Genomic DNA, 13,264 nt, shown 5'->3' with positions numbered 1-13,264 from the left:
GGGCCAGGCCCCGCCGGGGGCGCCGGGCCCGGCTCGAACAGCCCCGACCGCCAGGGCCGGGGCGGGCCGCCGGTGTCCGCGCACACCTCGGCCAGCACCCCGGCGACCTGCTCGGCCATCTCCGCCGCCGACCCGAACCGCTCGGCCGGGTCGGGGTGGGCTGCGCGGCGCAGCAGCCGGTCGTACGACCCGTACCGGGACAGCAGCGGGACGTCGGCGCGGTCGGGCAGCGACTCCCGGTACTCGCCGGTGTAGCCGGTGAACTCGAAGCTCAGCACGGCCATGGTCCGCGCCACCGTGTACAGGTCGGAGCCGATCGACGGGCCGCGCTCGGCGATCTCCGGCGCCTGGTAGCCGACCGTGCCGTACACCGGCCCGCCGGGGTCGCCGATCCGGCGGACGCTCCCGAGGTCGATCAGCTTGAGCTGGTCGCCGGAGTGGATGGCGTTGTCGGGCTTGAAGTCGCAGTAGAGGAGGCCGAGGCCGTGCAGGTGGCCGAGCGCGCGCAGCGCCTCCAGCGCGTACGCGAGCACGTGCGCGAGCGGCGGTGATCCCCCCGCCCGGCGCCGCTCCAGGGCGATGTCCTTGAGCGAGCGGCCGCCGACGTACTCCATGACGATGTAGCCCTCGCCGAAGTGCCGGACGAAATTGTGGATGCGGACGATGTTGGGATGCTCGACCGCGGCCAGGAAGCGGCGTTCGGCCGCGGCCGCGGCGCGCAGGTCCGGGTCGTCCGAGCCGATCATGCTCTTGAGCGCGACCCGGCGGCCGGACACGCCGCGGTCGCGGGCCAGGTGGACCCAGCCGGTGCCGCCGTGCGCCAGGCAGCCGAGCACCTCGTACTGCGCGGCGACGACGTCGCCGGGCGCCAGGGCGGGCACGAAGGAGAAGCGGGTCCCGCACTTGGGGCAGAAGCCGCGGGTACGGCCGGGCGCGCCGTCGCGGCCGCGCCCGACGGGGGCGTCGCAGCCGGCGCAGAAGCGCCGGTGCTCGGGCACCTCGGGGTCGGTGAGCACGGCCTCGGCCGGGTCGCGGTCCGGGACCGGCGGCACGTGGACGAGCCCGGCGCCGAGCGTCCCGCGCAGCGCGGTACCGGAGGCCGCGACCGGCGGAGAAGTCAGGGAGGGAGGGACGGGTGTGGACGCCGGTGCGGGCCGCGCGGCCTCGGCGGGCTCGGGCGGGAGGCCGCACACGTCGCAGTAGCCGTCTTGGATCCGGCCCGTGCAGGAGGTACGCGGGCACTTCAGGGCAGCGTTCATCGTCGTCCCGGGTCGTCGGCCGTGGTGGGAGGGGGTGGAGCCGTCAGGCCACGGACCGATCAGGGAAGTCGAACACCCAAGGAGACACCCAGGGAGAGGAAAGGGGGGAGGGGGCCGGGTGCGGCGTCATGCGCGTCTCCTGTCGGCGGGCTCGCTCGCGACGACGCCGACCAGACTTCCCGGCACACCTACCGGCAGGTTACCCCGGACTTACCGGCAATCACCTTCGAGGACAGAGATGTCCGGAAGCGGACTATCCGGTGGCGCCGCGCGACTCCACCGGCGTGCGGCCGCGCGCGACCACCCACACCATCGTCGCCAGCGCCGCGACCTGCAGCGGCCAGCCCATCGCGATCTTGGCGGCGCCCAGCAGCCCGCTCTGGTCGCCGTCGGCCAGGTAGATCGGGTACTGGACGACCACCCGCAGCACGCAGGGGGCCAGCAGGATCCAGGTCAGCTTGGAGCACAGCCGCACGACCGCCGGGTCGGAACGCCACGCGGTGGGGTCGGAGGTGGTGACCGACCCGATGATGAAGCCGACGACCGGCCACCGGGCGAGGATCGACACCAGCATCGCCAGGCCGTACCCGGCGTTGAGCAGGATGCCGGGCATGAAGGCGTCCTCGGCCTTGCCCGAGCGCAGCGCGAAGAACGCCGCGATCGCGATGCCGATCAGGCTGTTGAGCACGAACTGCGGGTTGGACCGCTGCGCCAGCCGGACCAGCACCAGCAGCACCGCGACGCCCACGCCCAGGATGACGGCCGTCTTCACTTCCTTGGTGAGGACGTAGGTGAGCGTGAACCCGATCGTCGGCACGGCGGCCTCGATCATGCCGCGGACGCCGCCCAGCGCCTTGGACAGCTGCTCCCGCACCGCCGCCTCGACGGTGTCGTGCGCGTTGCCGTCGCCTGCGGCCTCCTCGGACGCGCCCGGCGTACCGGACGTGCCCGACTTCAGGGTGTTCTCGGCGTCGGCCAGTTCCTGGGCGAGGACCTCGGCGGGCGAGTCGTCGCGGGCCGAGGTCCCGGCGCCGCCGTCCGCCTGACGCATGGCGTCGTCCTCCATGCGCGGCCGGTCCGCGGTCCCGTCGGGCCCGGTCACGCGCTGCCACGCAGCTCGTAGCGGGGATTGAACATGACCTTGCGGCCGTCCTGGAGGCTCACCAGCCCCTCGGCGCGCAGCCGGCGGCCCGGGTCAATGCCGGCGATCTTGCGCCGGCCCAGCCAGACCAGGTTGATCACATCGGTGCCGTCGTACAGCTCGGCCTCCAGGGCCGGCGCACCGCCACGGGGTCGCAGGGTCACGGTCCGTAGCGTACCCGCGACGCAGGCCCGCTTGCGCGTGGCGCACGCGGTGATGGGCGTGGCCCCCTCCTCACCGGAGGTCTTCTGCAGTTCCTCGGCCTCCAGCTCGGTCCTGCTCGACGCCATGCGCCGCAGGAAGCGGCGCAGCCCGCCGCGGCCGCGCTCGGGCGGCGCCGGGCCGTCGGAACCCGGCGTCGTCCTAGCCGGAACGTCACTGGCCGGAACGTCGTCCATGCACGAAACCCTACGGCATACCACCCCCAAACGAACCTCGCCCCAGCGGACGAATCACCAGTTGAACGGATGACTCCCCCGATACCGGAACTCCCGCCCGGCGGCGGGCCCGGGCCGTTCGGCGCAAGCGCCCGCGGGTTTCGGCGAGACGGCCACCCGGCGGCCTCCGGGGCACTAGTTTGGCCAGCGATCGTCACTCTCGGTAACGAAATCCCTGCATAGGGGTCGCACGCGGCACAACGGGGGCGGAATGCTGCGACATGGGTACAGGCCGGTCACGGTCCTGGCCGTCCTGGCCACGGGCTGCGCGGGGTGCACCGGCGGCGGGGACGGAACGGCGCGGCCCGCGGTCTCGCCCGCCGGGGCCGTCCCGGCACCGGCGCCCGCGATCGCGATCGAGCCCGGCGACGGCAGCCGGGACGTGCGGCCCGACCGGCCCGTGGTGGTCTCGGCCGTGCGCGGCACGCTCGACCGGGTGATCGTGCGCGGCGGCGGGTCCACCGCCGGCGGGCGGCTGTCGGCCGACCGGCGCAGCTGGCGCACCCGGTGGCCGCTGCGGCCCGCCACGTCCTACACCGTCACGGCCACCGGCACCGGCGCCGAGGGCGAGCGCACCGCGCTGAGCGGCCGGTTCAGCACGCTGCGCCCCGCCGGGACGTTCCGGATCGCCGACGTGACGCCGCGGTCCGGCGAGACGGTCGGCGCCGGCATGCCGCTGATCGTCACGTTCGACCGGCCGATCACCCGGCGCCGCGCCGTCGAGCGCGCGCTGAGCGTGCGCATGTCCCGCCCGGTGCCCGCCGCCTGGCGCTGGACGGGCCCGCGGCAGGTGGTCCTGCGCCCGCGGCACTACTGGCCGGCGGGCCAGCGGGTCACGCTCCAGGCCCGCACCACCGGGGTACGCGCCGCCCGCGGCGTGTACGGGACGGCGGGACACGTCGCCACGTTCACCGTGGGCCCCCGCCGGATCAGCACGGTCGACGTGCGGCGGCACCGCATGACCGTCCGGGAGAACGGCCGGGTCGTCCGGTCGGCCGGGATCAGCGCCGGCAAGGGCGGCAAGCGCGCCTACACGACCACCAGCGGCGTCCACCTGGCCATGGGCAAGTACGACCCGGTCACGATGACGTCGGCGTGGATGGGCGTCACCGACCCGAAGGACCCCCGCTACTACAAGAAGCGGGTGCGGCACGCGGTGCAGATCTCGTCCTCGGGCGAGTACGTGCACGCGGCCCCGTGGTCGGTGAAGGACCAGGGCAGGCGGAACGTCAGCCACGGGTGCGTCAACGCCCCGCCGGAGTTCGCGCGGTGGTTCCACGCCCGCTCGCTGCGCGGCGACGTCATCACGGTGACCGGCACCGACCGGCCGCTCGAATGGGACAACGGCTGGGGCCACTGGCAGATCCCGTGGCGGCGGTGGGTCGCCGGGAGCGCGTTCGGCAGGCCGGTCCCCCACCAGGACCGGTGACGGCGGCTCAGGCCGGGATGGGCACGGCCGTCCCGGAGACGTGCACGCGCGGGTCGCCCGCGCGCAGCTCCACGTGCAGCGTCGCCGCGCGGCCCAGATCCTCGCCCTGGCGGAGGGTGACGCGGGCGGCGGCCGGGATCGCTCCAAGGCACCGGAGGTACGCGCCGAACGCCGCCGCCGCGGTCCCGGACGCCGGATCCTCCAGCACGCCGCGGGGCGGCGAGACCGAGCGGACGTCGAAGGCGTCCGGCGCCGCCCGCCACACCAGCTGCACGCCCGTCAGGTCGCGCGGGACCATGTACGCCGCGAGCCGGTCGAAGTCGTAGTCCAGCCGGGACAGCCGCTCCCGCTCCGCGGCGGCCAGGATCAGGTGCCGGGCGCCGGCGTAGCCGACGAAGGGCGGCAGCTCCGGGTCCAGGTCGGCCGGGCTCCAGCCGAGCGCGCGCAGGGCCTCGGCCAGGTAGCTGGGGCTGATCTCCTGCACGTACGGCTCGACGCTGGTGAACGTGGCGCGCGGCAGCCCGTCCGGCCCGGCCGCGGCCGTCACCGGCACCCGCCCGACCTGGGTCGCGAACTCCAGCGGCCGCCCCCGCGCGCCGCGCTCGGCCAGCGCCGCGGCGGCGGCCAGGGTGGCGCGGCCGCAGAACGGCACCTCGCCCTTGGGGCTGAAGTAGCGCACGGCGTGCGTGCGCCCGGGATCGCCGACCCAGCGCGGCGGCCGGGTCAGGAACGCGGTCTCGGAGTACCCCAGCTCGGCGGCTATGGCCAGCATGGCCCGGTCGTCCAGTCCGGCCGCGTCCAGCACGACCCCGGCCGGGCCGCCCCCGCCGGGGTCCGCCGCGAACGCGGAATAGCGGAGGACGACGCGCCCGAGAGCGGGGAGGGGGGTCGTCATCGTCATGGGGGCGCCCCGATGTTGGATAATTTCCTATGTGACCGATTAGCAGAGAATTTCAGCCGCCTGTCAACCCCGGTCACGGAGACCTGGCACCCGGGTACGGGCCACATCGAGGAAGTAGCCCACCTCCGGCACCCTCAGCAGCCGCGCGCACCACACGTACAGCAGCCCGCCGCCCAGCCCGCCCGCGGCCATCGCCGCCAGCCCCGGGATCCGGTCGCCCGGCAGCAGCCCGAACGCCCACACGCACCCGGCCCCGAACAGCCCGCCCGGGACCGCCGCCAGGAACAGCAGCCCCAGCGTGCGGAAGATCCGCCGCCCGTCCATGCCGCCGAGCCTGCGCCGCAGCACGCCCGTCGCGCCGACCGCGCCCACCAGGTAGAACAGCCCGTACGCCACCGGCAGGCCCAGCACCACGTACCGGGCCGGCAGCAGCGCCCCCATCGCGATCGCCGTGCCCGCCTGCACGATCCCCGCCGGAACGGCCAGCAGCCCCGGCGTCCGCGTGTCGCCCAGCGCGTAGAACACCCGCATCTGCAGCTGGAACAGCGTGAACGGGACGACCATCACCGCGAACACCATCAGCACCAGGCCGATCCGCCGCGCGTCGTCCGGCGTGGTGCTCCCGTACGCGAACAGCAGCACCGCCCCCGGGACGGCGAACACCAGCATCGCCACCGACAGCGGCACCAGCAGCGCCGACGCCAGCCGCAGCCCCCGCGAGAAGTCGGCGCGCAGCAGGTCGCGGCGGCCGTCGGCGACATGCGCGCTCATCCGCGGCAGCAGCGCGGTGATCACCGACACCGCGATGATCGCGTACGGCAGCTGGAACACCACCTCGGCGAACTTGTACGCCGCCAGCCCCGCCCCCGGCTCCCCTTCGGCCACGGCGTCGCGGCCCGCCCGGTTGGCCACGTTCGCGGTCACCAGCAGCCCCGCCTGCGCCACCACGATGTACACGAACATCCACAGCGCCGCCAGCGCCGCCTCGCCGAACCCCGAGCCGCGCAGGTCCAGCCGGGGCCGCCAGCGGAACCCGGCCCGCCACAGCGACCAGGCCAGCAGCAGGCTCTGCACGGCCGTCCCGGCCGCCGACCCGATCCCCAGCACCGCCAGCTGCCCGTCGGTGACGGTGTCCACGCCCCGGCCCGGACCCGCGACCCAGATGAACGCCACCCCGGCGCCGCAGGTGATGAGGTTGTTGACCACCGGCGCCCACATCGGCGCGCCGAACACCTGCCGGGCGTTCAGCAGCGTCCCCGCCACCCCGCTCACCCCGATGAACAGGATCTGCGTCAGCAGCAGCCGGGTCAGCAGCACCGCGATCTCGCGCTGCCGGTCCTCGAACCCCCGCGCGTACAGCGAGACCAGCGGGTCGGCGGCCAGCACCGCGATCACCGTCAGCACCAGCAGGCCCGCGACGACGGCGGTGAACAGCCGCTGCTCGGTCGCCGCTCCCCCGTCCGCGTCCAGCCTGCGGCGCTTGACCAGGAACGGCACGAACACGCTCGACAGCAGCCCGCCCAGCAGCAGCGCGTACACCGTGAACGGGATCATGTCGGCGGTCTGGTACGCATCGCCCAGCAGCCCGACGCCGAGCGCGGCGCTCACCACCGTCGTGCGCAGGAAGCCGGTCGCGCGGGAGAACACCGTCCCGATCGCCATCACCGCGCTGGAGCGCGCCAGCCCCGGCGGCGCCGCCTGCGCGGCACCGCCGATCTCGTCGCGGTCCCAGCCCGGCCGGCCCGCCGTGCCCGGGTCGCCGACGTCGCTGGGATCGCGGTACGGGACCAGGCCCGGCTCCGGCGCGGTCGGCGGCTCGAACCGCTCGGCGGCGTCGAACACCTCCGGCATGACCCGGCCGCGCGCCGGTCCCCGGTCCCAGTTCACCCGATCAGCCACACGAGGACCCTAGACCCAGGCCGCGCGCGAACGCGGGAACGGGACGGCCGCACCATGGCGGCCGCCCCGTTCCGCAGGACGTGCTCTCCGGCCCGCGACGCGGCTCCCTCACACGGCGACGGCCTCGACGGCCGGGACCCGCACCGCGCGCCGCGCCGCGCCCAGCGCCGTCGCCATCGTCAGCGCCGCGGCCACCGCCGCGACCCCGGCCATCGTCAGCGGGCCCAGGTCCGGCAGCGCCGTGCCCGCCCGCGCGATCCCGAACGGGACCACCGTGAACGCCGCCGCGAACGCCCCGCACACCAGCCCGATCACGGTCAGCAGCACGCTTTCCAGCGCCACCGCGCCGAGCACCTGCCCGGGCGTGGCACCGGCCAGCCGCGCCTGCCCGAACTCCCGGCGCCGGTGCGCGGTCGCCGCCAGCAGCGTGTTCACCAGCATCACCGCGGTGAAGACGAGGATCATCCCGATGACCACGAAGTTCAGCGTGGCGATGTTCTTCTGCTCGACCGTGCTGAGCAGCCCCGCGGCGCGGATGGCGTCGCGTTCGATCTCCTGGAGGTAGATCGTGCCGGCCGCGATACCGCTGAACAGGATGATCGGCATCACCACCGCGGCCATCTGCCCGGTCCGCCGGCGCAGCGTGCTCACCGCCAGGTCCCCGGCCACGCCCAGCAGCCGCAGCGGGCCGGCCAGCGCGCCGGCGATCCGCCGGATCAGCCACGGGGCCAGCAGCGCCAGCCCCAGCGCGGCGCAGATGTCGGCCTGCCCGGCGGTGGCCATGGCCGCGTCGCCCTCGTTCCGCAGCACGGTCGAGGTGATGACCGCGAGGTCCAGCCCCAGCAGCAGGAACACGATCCCGCCCGCGGTCCGCTTCCAGCCGAGCCGCGTCTCGCCGATCGCCGCGTCCGCCAGGGACTCCGCCACCCGCGCCCGCGCCGTCCGGCGCACCGCCAGCATCGCGGCGGCGACCGCCGACACCAGCGTGACGCCCAGGCCCATCGCCGGCGCGACCGGCCCGAACGCGTACCCGATGCTCTCGGGCACCTGGCCGGTGTCGTGCAGCATCGCCAGCAGCGCCCGCCCGCCCAGCAGCCCCGGAACGATCCCCAGCGCCCACGCCGCCACCGCCAGCACGGCCGCCTCGCCCACCACCATCCGGCCGAGCTGCGCCGGGGTCGCGCCGATGCTCTTCAGCAGCGCCATCTCCTCGGCGCGCTGCCGCACCGACAGCGCCAGCGTGGAGGAGACCGCCAGGACCACCAGGACCAGGCCCCAGCTCCCCACCACCGCCGCCATGATCGTCAACGTCTCGGCGGCGGCGCCCGAGGCGTTCCCCCGGATCGAGGTGTCCAGCATCGAGGCGAACGCCATCACGATCGCCGCGCCGAGGAACAGCGCCGTGAAACTGGCGGCGAACCCGCCGGCCCGCTTCCGCAGCGAGCGCAGAGCCAGAGCGAACATCGTCACACCCCCGCCAGCGCGCGCTGCCGCTCGACCTCGTCGGCCAGGTGCGTCATCCGCTCCGCCACCGCCTCGGCGGTCGGCGCGGTCAGCGACCCCACCAGCCGGCCGTCGGCCAGGAACAGCACGCCGTCGGCGTACGAGGCGGCGACCGGGTCGTGCGTCACCATCACCACGGTCCGCCCGTACATCCGCACCGCCTCCTGGAGCAGCCCGAGCACCTCGCGCGCGCTCCGGGTGTCCAGCGCGCCGGTCGGCTCGTCCCCGAACAGCACCTCCGGCTCGGTCACCAGCGCGCGGGCGATCGCGACGCGCTGCTGCTGGCCGCCCGACAGCTCCGCGGGCAGGTGGCCGAGCCGGTCGCCCAGCCCCACCCGCCCGAGGATCTCCGCGGCCCGCCGCTTGTCGGCCTTCCGGCCGGCCAGCTTGAGCGGCAGCGTCACGTTCTGCAGGACCGTCAGCGCCGGCAGCAGGTTGAACTGCTGGAACACGAACCCGATCCGCTTGCGCCGGAACTTCGTCAGCGCCGCCTCGCCGCCGCCCGCGGCCAGCTCGGCGCCGGCCACGAACACCCGGCCCCCGGTCGGCCGGTCCAGCCCCGCCGCGCACTGGAGCAGCGTGCTCTTGCCCGAACCGGACGGCCCCATCACCGCGGTGAACGAGCCCGCCGGCAGCGACAGCGACACGCCGTCCAGCGCCGTCACCCGGTTGCCCTCCGCGCCGTAGACCTTCCGCACGTCCTCCAGCCGGAGCGCCTCACTACCCACCATCGCCCTGCCTCCCATCGAGACCGCCCTTCCTGCGTCCGATAGAGACGCTATGGACGGCCCGAGGCCCGGAACATGGGCCTGCACCGCCGAACGGGGTAGGCAAAACCCCACCATCGGACCGCGCCGCACGGCACGGCACTGCTGCCCCCTGCGTTGATCTCGCACGGTGACGAGGCGTTAAGGTCGGTCACCGTGCAGGCCACCATCGCGATCGCGGTCTTCGTCATCGCCTACGTTCTGATCGCCACGGAGAAGATCGACCGCACCAAGGTCGCGCTCGGCGGCGCGGCGCTGATGCTCCTGCTGCACATCACCGACGCGCACGCGGCGTTCTTCTCCGAGCGGAGCGGCGTCGACTGGAACGTCATCTTCCTGCTGCTCGGCATGATGGTGATCGTCTCGGTGCTGCGGCAGACCGGGGTCTTCGAGTACGTGGCGATCTGGGCGGCGAAACGGGCCCGCGGCCGGCCGTACCGGCTCATGGTCATGCTGGTGCTCATCACCGCGGCCGCGTCGGCGCTGCTGGACAACGTCACGACCGTGCTGCTGATCGCGCCGGTCACGTTCCTGGTGTGCGAGCGGCTCGCGCTGAACGTCGTCCCGTACCTGATCGCCGAGGTGATGGCGTCCAACATCGGCGGCACCGCCACCCTGGTCGGCGATCCGCCCAACATCATCATCGCCAGCCGCGGCGACCTGTCGTTCAACGACTTCCTCGTCCACCTTGCGCCGTTCGTGGTGCTGATGATGGCGGTCTTCTGCCTGCTGTGCCGGGTGCTGTTCCGGAAGGCGTTCCGGTACGACCCGGAGCGCGCGGCCGAGGTGATGTCGCTGGAGGAGCGGGAGGCGATCACCGACCGGCGGCTGCTGGTCCAGGGCCTGGTGGTGCTCGGGATCGTGATCGCCGCGTTCGTGCTGCACCCCGTCCTGCACTACGAGCCGTCGGTGGTCGCGCTGCTCGGCGCCGGGCTGCTGGTGGCCGCGACCAAGGTGACCACCGAGGACGCGCTGCGCGAGGTGGAGTGGCCCACGCTGGTGTTCTTCGCGGGCCTGTTCGTCATGGTCGGCAGCCTGGTCGAGACGGGCGTGATCGAGTCGGTCTCCAAGGCCGCGACCGAGGCCACCGAGGGACGGCTGGCACTGGCGGCGATGACGCTGCTGTGGGGATCGGCGGGGCTGTCGGCGATCGTGGACAACATCCCCTACGTCGCGACGATGAGCCCGATCGTCGAGACGCTCGTCCACGGGCACGGCCCGGACGGCCAGGTGCTCTGGTGGGCGCTGGCCCTGGGCGCCGACCTCGGCGGCAACGCCACGGCGATCGGCGCCAGCGCGAACGTGGTCGTCCTGGGCATCGCCGCCCGGAACGGCACACCGATCAGCTTCTGGACCTTTACGAAGTATGGTCTGATCGTCACTTTCATCAGCATCCTGCTCGCCACGCCGTACCTGTGGTTCCGCTATCTGGCCTGAGATCGGCCAGAATCGGGGGATGGAACCGGTACCGGAGGACTGGACGCGGGCGCTGGCGATCGTGGCGCACCCCGACGACCTGGAGTACGGCGGCTCGACCGCCGTCGCGAAATGGACCTCGCAGGGCAAGACGGTGGTCGAGGTGCTGGCCACCCGCGGCGAGGCCGGCATCGACGGGATGGACCCGGAGGAGGCCGCCCGCGTCCGCAGCGTGGAGCAGGTCGAGGCGGCCCGCGCGGTCGGCGTGGAGACCGTGGAGTTCCTGGACCTGCCCGACGGGATGCTGGAGTACGGGCTGCCGCTGCGCCGCACGCTCGCCGAGGCCATCCGGCGGCACCGCCCCGAGGTCGTGGTCTCGGTGAACTTCCGGGACACCTTCCCCGGCGGGTTCTTCAACATGGCCGACCACCGGGTGCTCGGCCTGGCCGTCGTGGACGCGATCAGGGACGCCGCCAACCGCTGGGTCTTCCGGGACCTGGACATGGAGCCCTGGCAGGGCGTGCGGTTCGCGCTGTTCGGCGGCTCGCCCGAGGCCACGCACTACGTCGACGTGACCGGCCACCTGGACGCCGGCGTCGCCTCCCTCCAGGCGCACAAGGTCTACTTCGCGGGCCTGGGCTCCGACTTCGACCCGCGCGAGTTCCTGACCGGCATGGTCGAGCCCGCCGGCAGGGAGGTCGGCGTCACGCACGCGATGCCGTTCGAGATGGTCCAGTAGAGGCGCCGGCGGCTACCGGCGGGCGCAGGGCCGCTTGCCGCCGTTGGCCTTGCGGCGCTTGCGGGCACGGCGCTTGCGGGTCTTCTTCGACATGCCTGCATTCACCACCCGCGAACCGCGTTCGGCAAGGCCCAATCCGCATTGGAAGGGCGGCGGAGGGCCGCCGGAAGGCGCTCAACGCGGCAGAGCCCGCCGGGACGGCGTCCCGGCGGGCTCTCAGGCCGAACTCTCAGGCCGCTCTCGGCCTGGACGCGCGCTCAGCGCACCTCGGTGATCTCGGGGCCGCGCTCGAAGGGGTCGAAGGTCTCGACGTTCTCCTCCTCGCCGTCCTCGGCGGCCTCGCTGAACTCCTTGGGGATCTGCAGCTCGAGCAGCTCCCGCGGCGGCATCGGCGACTCGCCCCGGACGACGACGACGTTGCGGAACACGTCCTCCAGGACCTGCCACTGCTCCTCGTCCTCGATCGCGGCGCCCTGCACGACCGCCTGGAGGAACCAGCGCGGGCCGTCCACCCCGATGAAGCGGATCACCTGCGGCGCCCAGCCCTGCTCGATGAACTCCGCCGGGATCTGCTCGCGCATCTCCTGCGGCATCTCGGCGAGGACCTCCTCGGTGAGCGCCGCGGGGACCATGGCCAGCAGCTCGGGGCCGAACGGGCCCTCGTGCTCCTGGGTCTGGCCGCCGGCGTCCTCCTGGATGTCGTTCGCGGTGTCCCGCCGGATGTCGTCCCAGATGCCCGACCGCTTCGGCGCGGCGAACGCCTGCAGCTGCATGGCGCTCTCCTCGTACTGCACCAGCACCGCGACGGGCCGGCCGTCCAGCGGGTTGCCCTCGTCGTCCACCTGGGTGGCCTCGAAGTTGACCTGGAAGCCCAGCCCGGGCGCGACCGGCACCTGGAGCGACCCGAAGTCGAGCCGCTGCAGCTCGGGGTGCTCGTCCTCCGAGTCCCAGGGGCCGCCCGCGGCGGGCGCCTCGGCCTTCTCCGGAGCCTCGCCGTCCGCGGCCGGGGCGTCGGCCCCGGTCTCCTCGCCGGCCGTCTGTGGCTCGTTCGCGGGCTCCTTAGCGGGCTCCTCGGCCTGACGGCGACGTCCAAAAGCCACGACTCACGCTCCTTCTTCGCTCAACCCATTATCCGCGAATCCGCCCGTGGAACCGAATCCGGCGGTGCCGCGCGCCGCACCCGGAAGCTCGGAGACCTCGTGGAAGACCGCGTGCTCCACCCGCTGCACCACCAGCTGGGCGATCCGGTCGCCGCGCCGCAGCCGTACGGTGGCGCGGGGGTCGGTGTTCAGCAGGGTCACCTTGATCTCACCCCGGTAACCGGCATCGACCGTACCGGGTGCGTTGACGATGGTCACCCCAAACCTAGCGCCCAAACCCGAGCGCGGGTGAACGAAGGCGGCGTACCCGTCCGGCAGCGCGATCGAGACCCCGGTGGGGACCAGCGCGCGCTCCCCGGGCGGCAGCTCGACGTCCACGGCGGCGAACAGGTCGGCGCCCGCGTCGCCCGCGTGGGCGTACGACGGGAGCGGCAGCTCCGGGTCGAGCCGGCGGATGAGCACGTCGACCTTGTTCGTCACGGATTTCACCTCACGGTAGGGATGCGATGGGCGCGGGCCGACCCGACCCTACCGGGGGACGGGCCCGCCGCCGCCCCGCCCGGCTCCCGGGCGCGTCCCTGCAGGGTACGGCCCGGTTTTCATGATCTACTGGAGGGACGCCGCCCGGCCCGGGAGGGTGACCACTTCCGGCACGCCCATCCCATGTGAGCCC

12 protein-coding genes are annotated in these 13,264 nt (G+C 73.8%); 3 read left to right on the top strand and 9 right to left on the bottom strand.

What is annotated here, in order from left to right:
* The 3 genes from AB0881_RS32975 to AB0881_RS32965 all read right to left on the bottom strand — a co-directional run.
* Positions 1–1,259, bottom strand: a 1,259-nt coding sequence (locus tag AB0881_RS32975; RefSeq protein ID WP_366623313.1) for a serine/threonine protein kinase, incomplete at its 3' end; no start/stop codon positions are given.
* Between the two features lie 253 nt (positions 1,260–1,512).
* Complete coding sequence (locus AB0881_RS32970) at positions 1,513–2,310, bottom strand: DUF3159 domain-containing protein (RefSeq protein ID WP_366623311.1); 798 nt, start codon at positions 2,308–2,310, stop codon at positions 1,513–1,515.
* Between the two features lie 47 nt (positions 2,311–2,357).
* The gene (locus tag AB0881_RS32965) at positions 2,358–2,690 is read right to left on the bottom strand and encodes an OB-fold nucleic acid binding domain-containing protein (RefSeq protein WP_366623319.1); all 333 of its coding nucleotides are present in this window, start codon (positions 2,688–2,690) and stop codon (positions 2,358–2,360) included.
* A 358-nt stretch (positions 2,691–3,048) separates the two neighbouring features.
* Here AB0881_RS32965 and AB0881_RS32960 point away from each other — a divergent pair, with 358 nt between their 5' ends.
* Positions 3,049–4,266 carry an Ig-like domain-containing protein gene (locus AB0881_RS32960; protein WP_366623309.1) on the top strand — a complete coding sequence of 406 codons (1,218 nt, stop codon included), beginning with the start codon at positions 3,049–3,051 and terminating at the stop codon, positions 4,264–4,266.
* A 7-nt stretch (positions 4,267–4,273) separates the two neighbouring features.
* Here the strand turns inward: AB0881_RS32960 and AB0881_RS32955 are convergent, their stop codons facing one another.
* The 4 genes from AB0881_RS32955 to AB0881_RS32940 all read right to left on the bottom strand — a co-directional run bounded on the left by AB0881_RS32955 (position 4,274) and on the right by AB0881_RS32940 (position 9,300).
* Positions 4,274–5,167, bottom strand: coding sequence for a PhzF family phenazine biosynthesis protein (locus AB0881_RS32955; protein ID WP_366623307.1), 894 nt, complete (start codon positions 5,165–5,167; stop codon positions 4,274–4,276).
* A gap of 63 nt (positions 5,168–5,230) precedes the next feature.
* Positions 5,231–7,018 carry a murein biosynthesis integral membrane protein MurJ gene (murJ, locus tag AB0881_RS32950; RefSeq protein ID WP_366623317.1) on the bottom strand — a complete coding sequence of 596 codons (1,788 nt, stop codon included), beginning with the start codon at positions 7,016–7,018 and terminating at the stop codon, positions 5,231–5,233.
* 156 nt (positions 7,019–7,174) lie between these two features.
* The gene (locus AB0881_RS32945; protein WP_366623305.1) at positions 7,175–8,530 is read right to left on the bottom strand and encodes an ABC transporter permease; all 1,356 of its coding nucleotides are present in this window, start codon (positions 8,528–8,530) and stop codon (positions 7,175–7,177) included.
* A 2-nt stretch (positions 8,531–8,532) separates the two neighbouring features.
* Positions 8,533–9,300 carry an ABC transporter ATP-binding protein gene (locus AB0881_RS32940; RefSeq protein ID WP_366623303.1) on the bottom strand — a complete coding sequence of 256 codons (768 nt, stop codon included), beginning with the start codon at positions 9,298–9,300 and terminating at the stop codon, positions 8,533–8,535.
* A gap of 192 nt (positions 9,301–9,492) precedes the next feature.
* On the opposite strand from AB0881_RS32940, the gene AB0881_RS32935 reads away from it, so the two are divergent.
* Both AB0881_RS32935 and AB0881_RS32930 read left to right on the top strand, forming a co-directional pair.
* On the top strand, positions 9,493–10,773 hold the full coding sequence (locus AB0881_RS32935; RefSeq protein WP_366623301.1) for an ArsB/NhaD family transporter: 1,281 nt from the start codon (positions 9,493–9,495) through the stop codon (positions 10,771–10,773).
* A 19-nt stretch (positions 10,774–10,792) separates the two neighbouring features.
* Entirely contained in the window at positions 10,793–11,491 is a 699-nt protein-coding gene (locus tag AB0881_RS32930; RefSeq protein WP_366623299.1) for a PIG-L deacetylase family protein, read from the top strand.
* 257 nt (positions 11,492–11,748) lie between these two features.
* Here AB0881_RS32930 and AB0881_RS32925 read toward each other — a convergent pair whose 3' ends face one another.
* Positions 11,749–12,591, bottom strand: coding sequence for a DUF3710 domain-containing protein (locus AB0881_RS32925; protein WP_366623297.1), 843 nt, complete (start codon positions 12,589–12,591; stop codon positions 11,749–11,751).
* A gap of 3 nt (positions 12,592–12,594) precedes the next feature.
* Positions 12,595–13,071 carry a dUTP diphosphatase gene (gene dut / locus AB0881_RS32920; RefSeq protein ID WP_366623295.1) on the bottom strand — a complete coding sequence of 159 codons (477 nt, stop codon included), beginning with the start codon at positions 13,069–13,071 and terminating at the stop codon, positions 12,595–12,597.
* Positions 13,072–13,264 lie beyond the last annotated feature (193 nt).

It is taken from the genome of Spirillospora sp. NPDC029432 (assembly GCF_040703975.1).
Classification (GTDB): domain Bacteria; phylum Actinomycetota; class Actinomycetes; order Streptosporangiales; family Streptosporangiaceae; genus Spirillospora.
This window is presented reverse-complemented; position numbering and strand designations above follow the sequence as displayed.